13 protein-coding genes and 14 pseudogenes are annotated in these 18,132 nt (G+C 58.3%); 14 read left to right on the plus strand and 13 right to left on the minus strand.

Annotated features, from left to right (window positions below):
- Nucleotides 1-77 precede the first annotated feature (77 nt).
- A pseudogene (locus RCCGE510_RS35345) lies at nucleotides 78-348 on the plus strand (IS630 family transposase); the annotation flags it as partial.
- A 76-nt stretch (nucleotides 349-424) separates the two neighbouring features.
- Nucleotides 425-1,281 (plus strand): IS5 family transposase gene (locus tag RCCGE510_RS30310; RefSeq protein ID WP_240539724.1). Its coding sequence is split into 2 segments (ribosomal slippage): nucleotides 425-707 and nucleotides 707-1,281, totalling 858 coding nucleotides; the frame shifts between segments, so codons are not numbered across the junction.
- A 91-nt stretch (nucleotides 1,282-1,372) separates the two neighbouring features.
- On the opposite strand, the pseudogene RCCGE510_RS34145 reads toward RCCGE510_RS30310, so the two are convergent.
- Together RCCGE510_RS34145 and RCCGE510_RS30315 are read right to left on the minus strand one after the other, a co-directional pair.
- Nucleotides 1,373-1,721: pseudogene (locus RCCGE510_RS34145) on the minus strand (IS630 family transposase); the annotation flags it as partial.
- A gap of 143 nt (nucleotides 1,722-1,864) precedes the next feature.
- Nucleotides 1,865-2,080, minus strand: a pseudogene (locus tag RCCGE510_RS30315) (transposase domain-containing protein); the annotation flags it as partial.
- A gap of 312 nt (nucleotides 2,081-2,392) precedes the next feature.
- Between RCCGE510_RS30315 and RCCGE510_RS30320 the strand changes: the two are divergent.
- Both RCCGE510_RS30320 and RCCGE510_RS30325 read left to right on the plus strand, forming a co-directional pair.
- Nucleotides 2,393-2,572, plus strand: a complete 180-nt coding sequence (locus RCCGE510_RS30320; protein ID WP_007636756.1) for a hypothetical protein — start codon at nucleotides 2,393-2,395, stop codon at nucleotides 2,570-2,572.
- Complete coding sequence (locus tag RCCGE510_RS30325; RefSeq protein ID WP_007636757.1) at nucleotides 2,573-4,117, plus strand: recombinase family protein; 1,545 nt, start codon at nucleotides 2,573-2,575, stop codon at nucleotides 4,115-4,117.
- Here RCCGE510_RS30325 and RCCGE510_RS35810 read toward each other — a convergent pair.
- The 9 genes and pseudogenes from RCCGE510_RS35810 to RCCGE510_RS34175 form a co-directional block, all read right to left on the minus strand.
- Nucleotides 4,066-4,197, minus strand: a pseudogene (locus RCCGE510_RS35810) (IS66 family insertion sequence element accessory protein TnpB); the annotation flags it as partial. The gene RCCGE510_RS30325 and the pseudogene RCCGE510_RS35810 overlap by 52 nt on opposite strands.
- An 86-nt stretch (nucleotides 4,198-4,283) precedes the next feature.
- The gene (locus RCCGE510_RS35815) at nucleotides 4,284-4,583 is read right to left on the minus strand and encodes a hypothetical protein (RefSeq protein ID WP_007636760.1); all 300 of its coding nucleotides are present in this window, start codon (nucleotides 4,581-4,583) and stop codon (nucleotides 4,284-4,286) included.
- Nucleotides 4,583-6,220 (minus strand): annotated as a pseudogene (locus tag RCCGE510_RS30335) (IS66 family transposase). The gene RCCGE510_RS35815 and the pseudogene RCCGE510_RS30335 overlap by 1 nt, the downstream one beginning before the upstream one ends.
- Nucleotides 6,221-6,279: 59 nt before the next feature.
- Nucleotides 6,280-6,630 (minus strand): IS66 family insertion sequence element accessory protein TnpB, encoded by a 351-nt coding sequence (gene tnpB / locus RCCGE510_RS30340; protein ID WP_007636762.1) that lies wholly within the window; start codon nucleotides 6,628-6,630, stop codon nucleotides 6,280-6,282.
- A complete protein-coding gene (locus tag RCCGE510_RS36020; RefSeq protein WP_007636769.1) occupies nucleotides 6,627-6,761 on the minus strand; it encodes a hypothetical protein in 135 nt (44 codons plus the stop codon). The genes tnpB and RCCGE510_RS36020 overlap by 4 nt, the downstream gene beginning before the upstream one ends.
- Before the next feature lie 111 nt (nucleotides 6,762-6,872).
- Nucleotides 6,873-7,034 (minus strand): annotated as a pseudogene (locus RCCGE510_RS35820) (IS66 family insertion sequence element accessory protein TnpB); the annotation flags it as partial.
- A gap of 92 nt (nucleotides 7,035-7,126) precedes the next feature.
- Nucleotides 7,127-7,237, minus strand: a pseudogene (locus tag RCCGE510_RS34980) (IS630 family transposase); the annotation flags it as partial.
- Nucleotides 7,212-7,853: a hypothetical protein gene (locus RCCGE510_RS30350; protein WP_081525816.1), complete on the minus strand. Its 642-nt coding sequence runs from the start codon at nucleotides 7,851-7,853 to the stop codon at nucleotides 7,212-7,214. The gene RCCGE510_RS30350 and the pseudogene RCCGE510_RS34980, both read right to left, overlap by 26 nt.
- Before the next feature lie 38 nt (nucleotides 7,854-7,891).
- Nucleotides 7,892-8,569: a DUF4158 domain-containing protein gene (locus tag RCCGE510_RS34175; protein ID WP_081525817.1), complete on the minus strand. Its 678-nt coding sequence runs from the start codon at nucleotides 8,567-8,569 to the stop codon at nucleotides 7,892-7,894.
- 135 nt (nucleotides 8,570-8,704) lie between these two features.
- On the opposite strand from RCCGE510_RS34175, the gene RCCGE510_RS30355 reads away from it, so the two are divergent.
- A complete protein-coding gene (locus RCCGE510_RS30355) occupies nucleotides 8,705-9,283 on the plus strand; it encodes a recombinase family protein (protein WP_037080465.1) in 579 nt (192 codons plus the stop codon).
- A 246-nt stretch (nucleotides 9,284-9,529) separates the two neighbouring features.
- Here the strand turns inward: RCCGE510_RS30355 and RCCGE510_RS30360 are convergent.
- Nucleotides 9,530-11,479: pseudogene (locus RCCGE510_RS30360) on the minus strand (alkyl sulfatase dimerization domain-containing protein).
- A 459-nt stretch (nucleotides 11,480-11,938) separates the two neighbouring features.
- Nucleotides 11,939-12,086 (minus strand): annotated as a pseudogene (locus RCCGE510_RS34985) (Tn3 family transposase); the annotation flags it as partial.
- Between the two features lie 178 nt (nucleotides 12,087-12,264).
- Between RCCGE510_RS34985 and RCCGE510_RS30365 the strand changes: the two are divergent.
- The 9 genes and pseudogenes from RCCGE510_RS30365 to RCCGE510_RS36025 form a co-directional block, all read left to right on the plus strand.
- Nucleotides 12,265-12,991: pseudogene (locus RCCGE510_RS30365) on the plus strand (IS481 family transposase); the annotation flags it as partial.
- Nucleotides 12,992-13,146: 155 nt separating this feature from the next.
- Nucleotides 13,147-14,436, plus strand: a complete 1,290-nt coding sequence (locus RCCGE510_RS30370; protein ID WP_007636791.1) for an acetyl-CoA carboxylase biotin carboxylase subunit family protein — start codon at nucleotides 13,147-13,149, stop codon at nucleotides 14,434-14,436.
- A 114-nt stretch (nucleotides 14,437-14,550) separates the two neighbouring features.
- Nucleotides 14,551-15,456: pseudogene (locus tag RCCGE510_RS34185) on the plus strand (IS630 family transposase).
- A 199-nt stretch (nucleotides 15,457-15,655) separates the two neighbouring features.
- Nucleotides 15,656-15,941 (plus strand): annotated as a pseudogene (locus RCCGE510_RS36100) (hypothetical protein); the annotation flags it as partial.
- Nucleotides 15,833-16,480: a group II intron maturase-specific domain-containing protein gene (locus tag RCCGE510_RS30385; protein ID WP_007636794.1), complete on the plus strand. Its 648-nt coding sequence runs from the start codon at nucleotides 15,833-15,835 to the stop codon at nucleotides 16,478-16,480. The pseudogene RCCGE510_RS36100 and the gene RCCGE510_RS30385, both read left to right, overlap by 109 nt.
- Nucleotides 16,481-16,556: 76 nt before the next feature.
- Nucleotides 16,557-16,712 (plus strand): annotated as a pseudogene (locus RCCGE510_RS30390) (integrase core domain-containing protein); the annotation flags it as partial.
- A gap of 63 nt (nucleotides 16,713-16,775) precedes the next feature.
- A pseudogene (locus RCCGE510_RS30395) lies at nucleotides 16,776-17,530 on the plus strand (IS5 family transposase); the annotation flags it as partial.
- Nucleotides 17,527-17,871, plus strand: a complete 345-nt coding sequence (locus RCCGE510_RS30400; protein WP_007636804.1) for a hypothetical protein — start codon at nucleotides 17,527-17,529, stop codon at nucleotides 17,869-17,871. The pseudogene RCCGE510_RS30395 and the gene RCCGE510_RS30400, both read left to right, overlap by 4 nt.
- Before the next feature lie 82 nt (nucleotides 17,872-17,953).
- The gene (locus RCCGE510_RS36025; protein WP_276310700.1) at nucleotides 17,954-18,115 is read left to right on the plus strand and encodes a helix-turn-helix domain-containing protein; all 162 of its coding nucleotides are present in this window, start codon (nucleotides 17,954-17,956) and stop codon (nucleotides 18,113-18,115) included.
- Nucleotides 18,116-18,132: the final 17 nt, after the last annotated feature.

Consider the following 18,132-nt stretch of genomic DNA (forward strand, 5'->3'; position numbering starts at 1 on the left):
TCAGCTGAATCGGTAGGAATTTCGATTTTTAGCTATCTGTGATTCAAGATGCTGGCTAGAGTGGAAGCCAGCATCCTATGACTCGACCTCATTTCAAATGATCTTCATAATCGTGTTGTTGATGCAATTGAAGCCGGCGAAATCTGCCGGTCGGTGGTGGCGCGGTTCGGTATTGCGGTGTCTTCAGCGATGAAGTGACTTAACGTTACCGTCCCAGCGGATCTGTCGCGCCTGGGAAGATGGGCGGTCACCGCAAGCGTGTTCCTGAGTCGTACCGGGCGTTTATCGCCGAAGGTATCCCACGACACCGTATGGCAATTCCCGCGGCGCGAGGGGCTGCGGTTAAGAGCTGCCCCAAAAAGATTTGAGTGATTTCAGCCAGTTGTGATTCCTTCGGATTTGCGAAGATTCGATGGAGTGCACAATGGCCTGGACTGAAACCACCCGACAGCAATATGTCCGTCGGACGAGCCGATATGCAAGCGATGTTACCGATCGCGAATGGGAATTTATTGCGCCGTTCATGCCCGCGCCACGGCGTCTGGGCCGGCCACGCAAGACCGATCTGCGCGAGGTTTTAAACGCCCTTCTCTATATCGCCTCGACAGGCTGCCAGTGGCGGATGCTGCCGAAGGACTTTCCGCCCTGTTCAACGGTGCAGCGGTATTTCTATGAATGGCGGGCAATGGGTCTTTGGCCACGGATCACCATCACCTTGTCATGGAGGCGCGGGAGCTGGATGGGAAAGAAGCTTCACCGACGGCTGGTGCCATTGACAGCCAAAGCGTCAAGACTACTGAAAGCGGTGGTATTCGGGGCTTTGACGCTGGCAAGACCGCGACAAACTGCGTTTGCGCTGAGATCAAGGGCCGCAAGCGTCATATCATTGTCGATACGCTCGGGCTGATGGTTGGTCTCATGGTGCACAGCGCTGATATCCAGGACCGCGACGGGGCTCCCGATCTTCTGAAGTCCATCCGCAACCGATGGCCGTGGCTCCTTCATGTCTTCGCCGATGGCGGCTATGCGGGCGACAAGCTGAAAAAGCGGCTGCAGAAAAGAGGAAAATGGAAACTCGAAATCATCAAGCGTACCGACAAGGCCAAGGGTTTCGAAATCCTACCGCGCCGCTGGGTCGTCGAACGGACGTTTGCGTGGTTGGGTCGATGCCGCAGGCTGGCCAAGGACTTCGAGACATCCATCGCTTCAGCAGAAGCCTGGATAACCATCGCTCACATCCGAATGCTCACCAGGCGGCTGGCAAGATACGGATATCGTTGAAACCTTTTCGAGTCCGACTCTACCGTTCGCCCTTGAACCGGGGCGTGCGGACATCGCGAGGCAACGACAACACTAGAGTCTGTCAGGTTTATTATGAACCATACCCTGCATGTCTGAGGTAGTTGGAGCACTCTTGGGGACTGAACGCCTTCAAGAGCTCTCCAATGCGTCTCCATGTTGTTTCGACGGCTCGTTCGTCTGCCTTTCTGACGAGTGTCTTGAGCTTTGCGAACATCATCTCGATGGGATTGACCAGACACTGCCGAACCCATGCGGTAAAAGCGATGCCGTTGATGGGACCATCGAGGACGAAGGGGGCAACGATGCTATCGCGGCGTAAGCCAGCCAGGAAGGTCAGCGTCTTCCAATGACTATGAGGGACTTTTGCAATGAGGGGCTCTCCCCGCCTAACACCATCCGCAGGTGCGTGTCATGTTGGTTTTGACCCAGGGGTGAGTAGGCCGGAGGGATTTTACCTAGGTCGGGGCTGTAGGGGGCAGGAAGAAGGTAAGCGCGATTTTCGATGCGCATTGACGGCTGCGGCACTGAACCGCCCTCACATCGGTAGCGATATCCAGCTCTATTAGGCCGCAGAGTTTTTGGAGAAGTTGAACGGTAGCAGGTCGACGATGTTGGCCGCTTCGTCGCGCTGCGGCAGCTCAGTTAGCACATGGCGCAGCCAGGTGAGTGGGTCGATCCCACAGGCGCGGCAAGTGAGCATCAGACTGTAGATCACGGCGCTGGCCTTGGCTCCGTCAGCGGTGTCGCTGAACAGCCACGATTTTCTGCCGGTCGCAAAGCCCCGTTCATTCTGCCCATGTCGGCGATGAAGTCGAGGTTCACTATCGCTGGCATCCATATTTTGGCCAGAGGGTTTCCATTCGTCGCGTCGAAGAACGAGCGACGGGTCGGTTTCTGAAGGTTTTGGGGCCGACAGGTGTCGTGGTCTCGATTTCGGGCTGGATGATTGATCCTGTGGTGTGCGGCGGCATGACCATGGGTCTTGCACGTGTCGATCTTGGGGCGCTGATCGAACTGAACAGGCTGGTCACCGGCGGCGACAAGCCTGCACTCTTCCGAGGTGGACGTAGAATCACTCAGGAGGAAGACGATGAGATCCCGCAATACGCTGGTGCCGGCATCACGCCGGCAGCTCGACCTGATATTCAAATCCCGGACGCTCGACGGACTGAGCGACCACGACCGCAAGAAGGCGATATTAACGGTAGCTTGCCTGCTGATGCAGGCGGCCGGTCAGGTCGTCGAGGAGCTTAACGATGACCAGCACTGATTGTTTCCGACAGCGCTGCTCGCGCGCAAGGCCGTCGTTTATGTGCGGCAATCCACGCAGTCGCAGGTTATGGCCAATCTGGAAAGCCAGCGACGGCAGTATGATCTTGTTGACGTCGCGCGACAACGCGGCTTCAGCGACATTGAGGTCATCGACGACGACCTCGGACGCTCCGCCAGCGGAACTGTCGCCCGCCCCGGCTTCGACCGTCTCGTCGCGCTGTTGTGCGCCGGCAAGGTTGGTGCCGTTCTGTGCTTTGATGCATCACGCCTTGCACGGAACGGACGTGATTGGCATCATCTGCTCGAACTTTGCGGCGTTGTTGAAGCCCGCGTCATAGACCATGATGGTGTCTACAACCCATGTCGACCCAATGATCGTCTGCTCCTGGGAATGAAGGGCAGTATCAGCGAGTTTGAATTGGGCGTACTGAGGGGCCGCATGCTCGATGCCGCCAGATCAAAAGCGAGCCGTGGCGAATTACGACTTTCCGTTCCGTTCGGCTACATTTGGCATCGGGAAGCCGGGCTTGGGCTGGACCCCGATCTGCGTCTGCAAGACGTGATCCGATCCATATTCGCCCGTTTCCAAGAGCTTGGAAGTGCGCGCCAGGTGCTGCTGTCGATGACGAAAGATCAGATTCACTTCCCCCGGCCGTCGGATGAAGGGCGCATGACCAACTTCGTCTGGACGCCGGTCCGTTATCGCAATGTGATCGGCATCCTCAAAAACCCTTTCTACGCGGGGGTCTACGTCTATGGGAAGAGTGAGAAGCGGACTGCCATCGTCGATGGACGGGCGCGGCGCAGTTACGGGCATGGCAAGCCCGCTGGTACTTGGGAGGTGATGATAAAGGACCACCACGAGGGTTATATTAGCTGGGACGAGTACGAGCGCAACCAACAGCAACTGGCTCTCAATAATTATGGCCGCTGGGACGGGACTAAATCGGGCCGCGGCGGCAAAGCGCTATTGTCGGGTCTCCTAACCTGCGGACGGTGTGGGCGGCGGCTGAGTGTTGCCTATACGGGCAATCCGCAAAGTCCTGTCTATCGATGCTATAAGCAGAATCTGATGATGGGCCTGCCCCGGTGCATGACGTTCGGCGGCCCGAAGGTCGATGCGGCGGTTGCGCGCGAGTTGTTGCGCGCGGTAGAACCATTAGCGATCGAGGCGACTTTTGAAGCAGAGCGGATGCACCGGGAGCGACAGGAAGACCAGCGCCACATTCACGATTTGGAGCGACAACAGGCCCGCTACGAGGCTAGCCTCGCCGAGCGCCGCTATGCGGCATGCGATCCCGACAACCGCCTGATTGCGGCGCAGCTCGAGAAGAATTGGGAAGCTGCATTGCGCCGCGTGCGGGATCTGGAAGGGCGCAAGCCTGCCGATAGTCCTTCGACCATCGAGGTCGACCCAGGCACCTTCGCGAACTTAGCCGACAATCTCTTGGCAGCCTGGGATTCGCCTGATGTGACCATGCGGGTGCGCCGCGCCAGCCGAGAGACCGAAACGCCGGGCTCTAAACACGCTGCGACAAGCTGATCTCGCGAGGCAGGGTCATATCGACGGCGGCCGTCGCGGCCAACAAGCCGCACCTGCAGTTTAGGAGCATCTTCATCCATGATTTGGTGTCCACCTATTTTGGTGGACACTTCATGCCTGAGTGCACTGCGCTTCAGAAGTATCCATTCGGTGGAGGCCGCGACAGTTATGATTTCGGCTCGTCTGCCATGATGCGTTCGATCTTTTCAGGATCGCATTGCTCGTCGTTGAGGAACTGCCGAACACCGCCCTCCCAAGTGCGGATATCGGCGATAAACTCCTTCAAGCTCTCGACGCCGCGTTCGGTGAAGGTCGTGATGCCCTCGTCGCTGCCGTCATAAGCGTGGATCATCTCGCCATAATCGATGTTGTCGGAATTGCTGGCGATTTCCTGGAGGAGTTCGAGGTTCTCGCCGATCAGCGTGGCAACGTAACCGATCGTGTAGACATGCGTCGGCCGCGCCATCAAGCGGCAACCTGCCTGGCATGGCCTGCGACAGACCAGTTCCAGGGCAACAGTTCCGGCAGCCGTGATACGGGAATGCCGGGCATGCGGGCGAGCACGTCCGCCAGCCAGGCCTGCGGATCGATATCGTTCATCTTTGCCGTGACGATTAGGGAATACATGAAGGCCGCACGCTCGCCGCCGCGCTGGGAACCGGCGAATAGCCATGCCTTTCTTCCGAGAGCGATACCGCGCAGGGCGCGTTCGGCCGCATTGTTCGAAAGGCAAAGCCTGCCGTCGTCGAGGAACCGGGTGAAGGCTTCCCAGCGTCCTTCCTTCTCGAACATGTAGTTGATCGCCTTGGCGACGGGATTGTGCTTCGACATCTGGGCACGCTGGGCCATGAGCCAATCGTGCAGTTCCTCGACGAGCGGACGAGCATGCTGCTGTCGGGCAGCAAGCCGATCCTTGGCAGGCATTCCGATTAGGCCGCGCTCGATGTCGAAGAGCGCGTCGATGCGGGCCACGGCATCGAGCGCGACGGGCGATATCTCGTGGGCAGGTTTGCCCTTGCGCACGTTGCCGGCGATATCAGCGAGTTCGAAGAACTTGCGCCGCGCATGGCTCCAGCAGAGCGCGCTGTGGACCGGCGCAGGGCTGCGGTCGGCACGATAGAGGTCGTTGTAGCCACCGTAGGCATCGGCTTGCAGGGTGCCATGCCATCCGGCGAGATACCTATTGGGATGGGTCTTCTCGCGATCGGGAGAGAAGTGGAAGAGGGCTGCGGGAGGCGCGCCGCCCGCAAAGGGACGGTCATCGCGGACGTAGGTCCACAACCTTGCCTGCCGTGTTGCGCCCCGAGCCAGAAGCGGCACCGTGGTGTCGTCACCATGCACCCGTTCGGCGGCAAAAACATGGGCACGGATCAGGTCATGGATTGGTTGAAGCGCCGTCGCGCACGCCCCGACCTGGTCAGCCAACGTGGAGAGGCTGAGATCGACACCCTCCCTGGCGTAGCGCTCGGCCTGACGGTTCAGTGGTTGATGCTGGCCGAACTTCTCGAACAGGATCGTCGCCAGTAAATTCGGTCCTGCCCATCAACGTGGGGTCGCATGGAAAGGTGCCGGCGGCTGGCTGATCTTCTCGCAATCCCGACAGGTAAACTTCTCGCGCACTGTCTGGATCACCTTCCACTGGCGCGGGATCACCTCCAGCGTCTCGGTGACGTCCTCTCCCATCTTCACAATCCGGGCTGAGCCACAGCAGGTGCAAGTCGAGGGAGCTTCAATGATCAGGCGCTCTCGGGGCAGGTGATCAGGAAACGGCTTGCGGGCCGGCCGACGGCGTTCGAAGGCGGAAACACTCGTGATCTTTCCCGCGACGCGTTCCGCCGCGATCTCATCTTCGGTGGCGTCTGCCTCGAGTTCTTCGAGCTGCAGTTCCATCTGGTCGATCAGCCGGGCGCGGCGTTCCGAACTTTGGCCATACTGCTCGCGGCGCAACTTGGCGATCTCGAGCTTGAGGTGCCGGATCATCGCCTCCGATGTCGTAACGACAGCGCGCACCTGTGCGAGATCAGCCTCGGCAGACGCGGCACGCGCTTCCGATGCCGCAAGCGCGGCGCGCAGTCTGGCTATCTCCGAAGCAGCATCATCCATGGGAGAAAGCTATCATGGAAGTCGCTGAAAGCCCAACAAAAACAGGGTAATGCGAGCGATCAGCCTGCTCTGGAAGGTCGTTGCGTCCAGCGCGGATTGCGCCAGTCGATCCCTTCCAGGAGATAGCCGAGCTGCGCCGCCGACACCGGCACGGCGGAGCCATTCTGGCTGACCGGCCAGATGAACTTTCCAGCTTCCAGCCGCTTCAGGTAAAGCGACATGCCGACCCCGTCATGCCACAGGACCTTGATCAGATCACCCTTGCGACCACGAAAGCAGAAGACCTCGCCGCCATGAGGGTCACGGCCAAGGCCTTCCTGCACCTTCAGCGCCAAGCTGTTCATACCGCAACGCATGTCTGTCACGCCGCCCGCGATCCACACCTTCACCCCAGCCGGAAACGCGATCATGATGCATCCAGGATCGGCAACAGGCGGGCAAGGATGGTCGGATCAAGCGAGGCTGGGATCGTCAGTCGCCGGCCATTCGGCAGGCCGATCTCGATCAACTTATCGCCGTCCGCCTGGAGTGGAGCCATCATCTCGGAAGATGCTGCAGGCGGCGGCAAAATCGAAAGCGGCACGAAGCTCGTTGATCCGGAAACGCTCAGAAGCCCGCTTCGGTACTCCCGCCGCCAGGTCGTCAACAATGACCGCGACAATCCATAACGCCGGGCTGTCGCCGAACCCTGCCGGTATCCGTGCAGACTTTCTTCGACAATCCGCACCTTCTCTTCATCCGACCAATCTCGACGGCGACCAAGATCGTCGACGGACAGAACCTCAATGGGGGAAACGACTGTAGCGCATGACATAAGGCATGGACTTAAAGCCAATCAGCAAATCAAGACAGACGGCCTTCGCCGGATGGATACCTTCAGAAGGTGCGCAGAAATTCGCGCTTACGGAAGAAGAGATGTGCACCGACGTCTCGGATCGCATCGCGGGCGGGCTTTCCCTTGTGGCTTCCCAGATTATCGAGGGTGACGATGTCACCGGCTTTGAGTGTTGGGAACAAGCGGCATCCAGCCTTTCGGCGCGAAGGATATGGGAGCGTTGTCCGGTATTGCCCGTTTCCCTGTACGATAGAGATCGGCAATCACGGAGAGCGCCCGCAAAAGATTCGCCGCCACGGCGTGGCCGCGGAACACGAGTGTCGAGAGGAATTGCAGCGCTAGTTTCCGGATCGTCGGATAGCGCTGGATCATTTCGATTTTGCCGTCGATGACATCCGGCGCGATCAGCGTGTCGACCGCCTGGACACTGGCGGCAAAGGCTGGCCATTGAACGACCTGTTCGAGCGCCTTGGCGATATCCTCCCCTTTCTCCTTGGCCTTGATGATCGCATGGCAAACTTTCGAAACGTCCTTCAGTGGCTTCTGCACCTCCCGCACGGAGCGGGTGACGCGGGCGGCCGCCTGATTGTCGGCCCGCCGCGTCAACATGCCCATGAGCTTCTTGAACATGTCGATGGCGCCGTCGGTCAATTGGCGGGAAAGATACAGCACCGTCGCCGCCAGCACAGCATACCGGCGTTCTGAGTTGAGGTCGCGCAGATGTTGGGCGCTCGTGCGCATCCCCTCTGCGGCAAATTCATCAAAGACCTTGGCCGGAATGCGCTCCATCAGCGTCACGGGCAGGTCTAGGGACCGAAGAAAGCGAATTCGCTCGGCTATTCTGTCGAGATTGGCGGCGGCTGGCGATAATGCTGGTGTCCTCGCCCAAGCGAGGACGGTGACGCTCGTCCCCTCACGCGGGTCGAGAAGTTTGTCCAGGTCGAGCTTGTGGCCCTCCGACAATCCGCCCGCCAGCGCCCGGTAGGCGATGCGGACCCCGTGCCGGATTGCCAGATGAAGGATGGCTTCAAGGGCGGGGCGCGCAGGCAGGAGAATGCGGCGGCGGCGCAATTCCTCCACCACCATATCCGCCAATGCATGGCCTGGCGCAGGCTTTGCGCGGCAGGCGTCAGCCAGCCGGTGAGCGCTTTCACGTCCGCGGGCGCAAAAGGGCGCATTTTCATCCTGTCGAAAAGCAGGGCGAGATGCTCGCGTCGTGTCTGCGGGCGCTCGAAATAGCGATCGATCTCGCGGTGATCGACGCCGATCTGCCGTGCCAGAAACCGCAAAACGCCAGACGGCAAGACCTCGCCATCCGCAAGCGGTCGGCCGGGATATCGCAGCAAGGCCATGACACAGGCAAGGCCCAGCCTGTTCGAGGCCTTGTTCTGCCGCATGATCAGGTCGAGATCCGGCCGGTCCAGCGTGTAATGTTTGGCGATCTCCCTTTCGTCCTGCAGGATGGTTGTCGCCTGTAGCCACCATATCTCGCTCAGCAGTGCTCTTCGTGCCATTGTTTCGGCTTCCAGTTTCGTTGCGGAGACCGCAGCGAACTGGAATCCATGTCCGACAAACGACCGTTTCGCGGCATCCACAGTTTTTGTCCGCAAACCTTGTTCTTGAACGGCAAATCGGACAAACCACGTCTCATGACCTCTATCGGCTATGCAAGGGTCTCCACCGGCGACCAGGACACCGCCCTGCAACTCGACGCTTTGCGCAAAGCAGGTTGTGAAAGGCTGTTCGAGGATAAGGCATCCAGCGTGAAGACTGACCGGCTCGGATTGGCGGAGGCGATCCGCTACGTTCACGACGGCGACACGCTCACGGTCTGGAAGCTCGACCGCCTCGGCCGGTCGATGAAGCACCTCATCGAGATCATCACCGAACTGGAGGCCAAAGACGTCGGCTTCCGGTCCATCACCGAAAACATCGACACCACGACACCCGGCGGTCGCCTGGTCTTCCATCTGTTCGGGGCGCTGGCACAGTTCGAGCGCGATCTGATCAGGGAACGAACACGTGCCGGTCTGCAAGCCGCAGAGGAGCGCGGCCGGCGCGGTGGCCGACAAGTTGTCGTAACCCCGGAGAAACTTGCCAAAGCCCGTCAGCATCTGGCGGCCGGTTTGAACGTCCGGGAGGCCGCGGCCCGCGTGAAAATCGGGAAAACTGCCCTCTACGAAGCTCTCAGGGCCGAAAAAGCTACGACGGCCCCTGAACATCATTAATGGGCCTAACCGGCCCGAATGTGCGATTTTGGCCATTTGAAAGAACAGAAGGATCTTCTCTTCATCCGTCCCATCCCGCCGACGGCCCAGGGCATCGGCAGGCAGAACCTCAATTTGTGAGACAACTGTAGCGCATGACGTAAGGCATGAACTTAAAGCCATTTATAAAATCAAGGCAGACGGCCTTCGGCGGAGGCATGCGGTTTATGCGGCACTTGGGCACGGCATCGGTTGCTCCCTTGCAGATCAACCACCCGAAGTGTCAGCCGGCTCCTCCGCCGCAAACGGGGTTTCCGACGATGTTGAAACGCCTTCTTCCTGGCATGTCCCCGGCATTAATTCGAAGTTCGGACTGAATGTGTCCAGAGCGTTCGCGAGTTTGTCGAACGGGGCGCGATCGCCGTCGAACTTGGCTTTGCCGGCCTTGATCAGATCGTCAAACGTTGCTGTACCCGCCATGATGGTTTCAAGATCGGTACGATTGACCGTGATCGTCAGATCAGGATCCTTGGCCCGTTGCCCCTTGATGTTTGTGAGGAACGCATTGCTGACCTCAACCACATATTCCTCGCCATTGTCAGGCGTGATGAGGTTGATGACGTATTCAAGACCTTCGATCTTGCTGCTGTCGAGGCGAATTCCGAGGAAATTGAGCCAGAGTTCGGTGGTCATCCCCCGGATCGTGTCGACCCCACTGCTCTTGGGCGCAGTACCTTTCGGCATGCCGTGGCGAAGTTCGTAGGCGGCGGCGAGGAAGCTGTTGCGCACGCTCGGGCTCTCTTTTTGGTAGCCGATCTGCTCAAAGATATCCGCCAGAAGATCTTTCGCTGGTTGCCGGGCTCGGCATAGACGAGCTTGTTCATGATCTCCATTGCCTCACGATATTTGCCGTCGCCGTAGAGCTGTGTACCCTTGGCAATAATTTTTTCCGCGCCGCCCATCATCTCGACATACAGGGGTGCAGACTCGCGTGGCGATAGCGGGATCAAGGTCGCCGGATTGCCATCCCAGTAGCCGAGATAGCGATTCAGCACAGCGCGGCTATTATGCTCCTCAGACCCGTGATAGCTATGCGCTGCCCACTGTTTCTGAAGGCTGGCGGGCAGCTTGTAGACATTTTGGATCTCGTTGATCGTGACGCCCTGGTTGGCAAGGTGCAGTACATTGTTGTTGAGATGCGCATAGGTGTCGCGTTGTGCCCGCATGACCTCCTGAATGCGTTCGTTCCCCCAGCGACTATGGGCGGCAAACATGAACTCTGCCTCTGTCCCGTAACGGTATAGAGCGGTGTTGACATGCTTCGACCAGGCCAGCGCATCGCGCACGAGGGCGCAACGTGTAGATATTGTGGATGGTCCCGGTAATGTTCTCTGCCGCCCAGAAAGCCTTGAACTGCGGAAACCATGTATTCATCTCCGCCGGCGCTTCCGTGCCCGGCGTGTTCTGGAATTCCATCGTGACGCCATCGATCGTCAACGTCTCGAAATCTTTCTCGATGTAGCACGTCGGCTGGATCAGGCCCAGGTTACCGGCGGCAGTATTCTTGCCGATAGACTGGTCCACGTGACCGAACGGGCTGCGCGGCAGCAAGACGCCATACTGAAAGAACATGCGCCGGTTCATCGCGTTCCCCGCATAGACATTCTCCGAGACAGCATGTTCCATGAAGCCGGCTGGCGCTATCACCGGCACCTTTCCGCTCCTCACGTCCGCTTCGTCCACCACGCCGCGCACGCCGCCGCAGTGGTCGGCATGAGAGTGGGAATAGACAACCGCAACCACGGGGCGTGCGCCAAGCTTCTCGTTGATGAAGTCGAGTGCTGCCTTGGCGGTTTCCTTCGCCGTCAATGGATCAAAGACGATCCAGCCCGTATCGCCTTTGATGAAGCTGATATTGGCGAGGTCGAAACCGCGAACCTGGTAGATCTTGCCCGGCACCACCTCGTAAAGTCCGTAAGCCATGTTCAGGATCGCCTGACGCTGCAGCGATGGGTTGATGCTGTCGAAATCCTTGCCCTGTAGCAGAAACTCATAGATGCCCATGTCCCAGGCGACGTTGCCGGCCTCGGCCATGATGCTTTTATAAGGAGGTGCAGCGATGAAACCCTTACTGGCCTCTTCGAAATCACGCTTGTCCTCAAAAGGCAGCGACTTGCGCTGCGCCTGCTGAAGTTCGATCGTATACTTTGACGGCATCTTGCCCTTGGGATCGAAGTGCTTGCCTTCCATGGCCCCGGGATCCGCCACGGTTGCCCCTCCTCCGGCGGCAAGGGCGAGCACGGAAATTCCCGAGACGAGCGTGGCAGCAAAGGCCACGACGAGTTTGTTTTTCCTCTTCATAGGTGGTCTCATCCACATTGAATCCGATATGGGCGCGTCCGCTTCAGTTCAGCGGTGTCTAATCTATACAACCAGCAGGGGCTCACAGATTTGATCTGCGTCAATGCGAGTTGCGCGCGAAGGAGGCCATAATTAGAAGATGTGACGCAAGGGGCTGCTAGGTTGCACGGGGCGAAAGGCGGCCGTGGGGTTTGTCGCGATTATCCCGACTTAAAATGAGATTTTGCGTCAGATTATTGTAGCGTTTCTATCGCCCATGATTGGTATTGGCGTATTGTTCAGGCCGCAAGCCATCCGAAATCTGGTGGCGATCTTGCCGAAGAAGACGAAGCTGTTGGCACTGATCCAGTTTTCAACAACGTTCAAGCCTTCGTGGATTTCCCGCCTCTTGGCGTAGATAGCGGCACAGAAAGATGGTTTTGACCGCGCGGCCGAACTCGCTCAGAGCCTTGTAGGTCGGATGCATGCGTGAGAATCCGAAGACCGCCCTCTACGAAGCTCTCAGGGCCGAAAAAGCAACGACATCCACGGTTAAACTAACCTGAGTTCCGGATACGTTCTCAAAAGTCGGACAGATTCACCAGTTCGTGTCGTGACGCCCTCATGGGAGCGCCACGACGACAGAGGCAGTCCGTCGAGCGATACAACATAGTCAAGAGAGCCTGAGGACGCTTTCGAAGCGTTATGGAATCAATCAGAAGACCGTCGCCAAGTGGCGGAATCGGTCCTCGGTAGCGGACCTTCCGACCGGCCCGAAAGAGCCGAGATCGACGGTGCTCTCCGTCGAGGAGGAGGCTGTTATCGTTGCCTTTCGCCGGTATACGCTGTTGCCGCTCGATGACTGCCTCTATGCACTGCCGCCGACAATCCCGCATCTTACGCGGTCTTCGCTGCATCGTTGCTGCAGCGTCACGGCATCGGCCGCTTGCCAGATGTCGACGGCGACAGGTCGGCGAAGAAGAAGTTCAAGAGCTACCCGATCGGCTACTTCCACATCGACATTGCCGAGGTGCGCACCGAACAGGGTAAGTTACACATGTTCGTTGCCATCGATCGCACCTCGAAGTTTGCCTTCATCGAACTGCACGAGAAGGCGACCACCGCCGTCTCGCGCGAGTTCCTCCTGCGCTTGATTGCAGCCGTCCCCTACAAGATCCACACCGTGCTCACCGACAACGGGATCCAGTTCACCACGCCCGGTGCTGGAGGCTCCGCTGTGCCGCTGATCAAAGAAGCAATCGCCAATGGCGAACCTTTCTGGCCCATGCCTTCGAATATACCTGCGCCACTAACGATATCGAGCGCCGCACCACCAAGGTAAAGCATCCATGGACCAACGGTCAGGTTGAGAGAATGAACCGAACCATCAACATTCAAAAATCATTCAACAAAGTTTACAAATTCTTTGCAATTATAGATCGCGGACAATGGTACCTTCACCTCGAATCTGGGCCAGGCACGAACAAAGGCTGATGCCTGCTGATCCTCAGACCGCCCAAAGAGTGCAACGGAGGTCATCGCCAATGGCAAGAAGGACGCTCATCCTGCTTGAAGGCCACAGAAGTATTGGCCCAATGTACTTAAAAGAAGCCCGAGGACTTGGCCTCAATCCAATTACTCTGTCGGCTGATCCAACCGAGTACGATTATCTTGCAGCGGAAGGAGTCGACGTAATCCAAGTGGATACAGAAAATCTCGGTGCACTAATCGACGAATGTTCCCACCTGCGCGCGAAGCATGACATAGCTGGCATCACCGGCTTTACGACCCTCGACGAGTCGCTCTATGCGACAGTCGGCAAACTCTGCAGGCATTTCGATCTCCCGGGACCCAACCCTGCATCGATTGAACGATGCTGCGACAAATTCGCTCAACGTCAGCTTCTCGCGCAAACCGGTGTGCCGATGCCTGATTATCGCTTGGCAGCGAGCGCGACGGACGTAGAAAGATATGCTGCGGAGATCGGCCTGCCGGTGGTTGTTAAGCCAGCCGCGGGTACGGGCAGCAGCGGTGTCCGATTGTGTCGCAGTGTCAATGAATTAGCGGAACACACAACTTATCTATTGAGCAGAAAGCACACATGGAAGTCGTTGCCAAGGATACTAGTTGAAGAATTTGCACAAGGTCCTTTCTATGGCGCTGATATAATGGGAAATGAGGTCGTTGGGATTGGCACCGCTGATTTTGCCTCCCCGCCCCATTTCATCTTTCGTGAGTGCACCTATCCGGCACCGCTAACTGACGACGCGCATAAGCGTATTGCCGATGTTTCGCTAGCCTGTCTGCAAGCTCTCGGCCTTGATTGGGGCCCAACGAGCATTGAGTTCCGGTGGACGAAGCGTGGTCCAGTTGTCATTGAAGTCAATCCACGTCTTTCGGGTGGGACCAATCCTCAAAGGGTTCAACTGGCTTATGGTGTCGATCTCGTTGCCGAGCACATCAAGGTTGTCATCGGCGAGGAATGGAATTTGCGCAGAAGCCGTTCAGACGTTGCGGCCACACGGTACCTTATTCCTGACCGCGACGGCACCCTTGATTGGATCGATGGCGGCAGTCGGGCGGCGGCCGTACCAGGTGTCGCTGAGGTCAAATTGTATGTTGAACCTAAGAAGACGATCGCCAGGAACGGCGATTACCTTGACGCTATTGGACATGTTATTGCAGCCTCACCCAGCCTTGCCCGGACCGAGGCAACACTTGAGCGCGCGGTCGACTTAATCAGTTGGTCGATCGCACCATCTCCGACCGAACAGGAAAAACCAGAGGCCCCCCACCTCTCCGCACCAGCACAAGTGCCCCCAGCTAAAAGGTGATCATCGCCGAACATCGGTCGAATCGCTAGAGCAAGTCCTGCGATCGATGAATCGATTGTGATGTGACGGCGTCCATCGAAGCTGATTCAAACATCCACAGAGAAGAGGTGGATGATGGGACAAGCACTGAGCGATGATCTTCGAATACGGGTTTTGAAAGCGTCTGCGGCGGGAATGTCGGCTCGACAGGCCGCAGCTCGGTTCGGAATTGGGATTTCGACGGCGATCCGCTGGATTGCGAGAGCGAAAGAGGGTGAGCTGACTGCTCGGCCGCAAGGGTGGAGACGCCCGTCGGCGGTGGATGCACACGAGGAATTCGTTGTCACACTGATTGAAGAGCGTAAGGACGTGACGCTCGATGAATGGTCGAACGTTTGTCTGTCGAGCGGCAGGTGAAGATCAGCCGCAGCGCACTTGGCGCTTGGCTTCGAGGCCGCGGATGGACCTTTAAAAAAAGACCGCCCACGCACTGGAGCAGGACCGGCCGGATGTCCTAAAGCGCCGGCGTGTCTGGTTCGACGGCCAACTGGATCTCGATCCAGAAAAGCTGATCTTCATCGACGAAACCGGCCTTTCGACCAAGATGGCACGGCTACGCGGACGTGCACTTCGAGGTGAGCGTTGCCGAGCTGGCGTGCCACATGGCCATTGGGATGACCGCGCCGTTTGTCTACGATGGCGCCATGAACGGTAGTGTCTTTCCTGGCTTACGTCGAACAGGTATTGGGGCCTACCCTGGAGATCGGCGACGTGGTGGTCATGGACAACCTACCGGCTCACAAGACAGCCGGTGTACGCGACTCCATCGAACGTGTCGGCGCCACGCTCATGTTCCTGCCCCCTGACAGCCCAGACTTCAATCCGATCGAGAACGCCTTCTCCAAACTGAAGGCGATGCTGCGAGGTCGGGCAGAGCGAAAGATTGACGCCCTGTGGGATGCAGTTGGCGCCTTGATACCCCGCTTCACCCCCGCAGAATGCGCCAATTACTTCAAGGCTGCTGGATATGATCCGAATTGAACAGGATTTGCTCTAGACGCGAGAGATGCAGGTCGTTGATCGTACTTTGCTGTCGGTTAGTAATACCTATCACGCTGTTCTTGCCGAACCGAGATGCTGTGTTGCTGCGAGCGGAGTGATCACGATTGAGCGCTCCAAAAGCCTCAGCCGATTGAGGAGGAGTGGGAGTGAACTAGTTGCAGCATCGGACCCAGGGCTGAAGCCGATTCGGATCCGCAGGAGCCAGTATTTGAACAATCGGATCAAACAGCACCATTGACGCATCAGGCGCCGAGTCTGGCCGATGCTCGGCTTCAATCGACGCCCACCGCCCCACCCTTTCCGGCATCGAAGATTCACATGATGGCAAGCGACAGGAGGGTAAGCGCGTAGCCCCGTGCTGGCGAATCTCTTTCTTCACTACGCGTTCGATCGCTGGATGCAGAGGGAGTTTCCGACCATCCCGTTTGAACGCTATGCAGACGACGCGATCTGCCATTGCGTAAGCAAGGAGCAGGCGCTTGAGTTACGTCAAGCGCTGGAACGGAGGTTTGCGGAGTGCCAGCTACAGCTGCACCCGCAAAAGACCAAGGTTGTCTACTGCAAGGATGCAAATCGCCCGGGAGACTACCCGGAGCGATCGTTCGACTTTCTCGGCTATACATTCCGGTCGAGAGTAGCGATCGGCCGCAACCACAAGCGCTTCGTCAGCGTCATTCCCGCTGTCAGCGATAAGGCTGCCAAGAGAATGCGGCTCGAGGTGCGCAGGTGGCGACTGCATCTTCGGAGCGACCTTGATCTGGAGGAAATAGCCAAGTGGGTTCGCCCCGCTCTCGTTGGGTGGGTGCGCTACTACGGCCGTTTCTATCCCTCCAGGCTTCGTGAGGGACTGCGCACGATTGATGCGTTCATCGTGCGATGGGTGTCTCGCAAATACAAACGGTTCCGGGGGCACACGTTGGCGGCCTGGGAATGGTTACGCTCGCTTCGGCGACGCAACCCCAAACTGTTCGCCCACTGGACCATAGGACGAGCGGCTGGATGATGGGAGCCGGATGAATCGAGAGGTTCACGTCCGGTTCTGGGAGAGCGTGGGGCTGCAATGCCCCGCGCCACTCACCTACCTCCATGCTTACAAGACCGTGTCCGAGGCCCGCGTCGGCATTCGCCGATATTTGACCTTTTACAATAGCCGACGCCCACATTCATCCCTTGACCGGCAGACGCCGGATCAGGCCTACTTCAACGCGCTGGCGCCAATGATGATGGCAGCATAATCGAGGCGGAAATCCACTTAGCAAAACGCCGCAAACTGTTCAGACAAACCGAGCCAGCTCTGTGACATCGCCGCGAAGCTCCTGGGTGCGATCCTTTCGCAGCCCAAGGTAAAGCGGCTGCTGTCAACGGACCACTTCTCTGTCGATGGCACGCTGATCGAAGCCTGGGCGTCGATGAAGAGCTTCAAGCCGAAGGACGGCCCAAGGGGCGATCATGGCGAACCACCATCGGATGGCGGTGGTCGGAATGCAGAAGCAGACTTCCATGGCGAAAGGCGCTCCAACGAGACGCATGCTTCAACGACCGACCCAGATGCAAGACTTGATAAGAAAGGAAAGGGCAAGGAGGCCAAGCTGTCCTTCATGGGGCATGGGCTGATGGAAAACCGCCATGGCCTGCTGGTCGATGCCTGCCTGACTGAGGCCAGCGGATATGCCGAACGGGTCGCGGCGCTTACCATGATCGAGCCCTTCACTGAGCGGACACAAGCGATCACGCTGGGTGCCGACAAGGCCTATGACACAAGGACTTCGTCAAAGATTTGCGGTCGATGAAGGTGACGCCGCATGTGGCGCAGAACATCAATGGTCCCCGCTCGGCCATTGATGGGCGCACGACGCGCCATTCGGGCTATGGGGTCAGTCTGCGCCTCCGCAAGCGCATCGAGGAGGCGTTCGGCTGGATCAAGACCGTCGCGGGGCAGGACAAGACGAAGTTCCGTGGCCGCGACCGCGACCGCGTCGGATGGGCCTTCACCTTCACGGCCGCCGCCTACAATCTGGTGCGGTTGCCGAAACTGATGGCGGTGTCGTCATGAGCGCGGCCGCGAACTGCCACCTGATTGGCCGCTGGCGGATCGTCGCGGCCGATCTATGGGATCGGGATTATCTCGACCTGGTTGAGCCCGCCACAATCACCATCGGGGCCAATGGCCATGGCGAAATCGGCTTCGGTGCGATGCAAGCGAGCCTCGATCTCGGCTACAGCCCGTCCATGGTCTTCTTCCGATGGGCCGGATGCGACGAAATGGACGAAGTCTCCGGCGACGGTCATGCCGAGTTACTCGATGATGGCGTGATCGAGATCACTTTTGCATACGACAGCGGAGACGAGGCCATCCTAAAAGCCAAACCAGAGACTTCTTCAACAGCCTGCTAGAGTCTGTCAGCGCTAGGAATCGTGCGGAGATTCCCTTGGCTTTAGTTTTGTGATTCAAGATCGTTGCTGGAGGCCGGCAATGATGGTGCGACCTCTTTCTCTGAATTTGCGAACGCGCATTGCTACAGCGTTGAATGATGGTATGACGGTTCGCGCCGCAGCGGAGCGGTTCGGCATATCGGCTGCGACAGCGGTACGGATAGTAGGACGTCGCGAAGGTGTCATAACCGACTGCCTCGGGTGATGTCGAAAAACTGACAA

It is taken from the genome of Rhizobium sp. CCGE 510 (assembly GCF_000292525.1).
Lineage (GTDB): Bacteria > Pseudomonadota > Alphaproteobacteria > Rhizobiales > Rhizobiaceae > Rhizobium.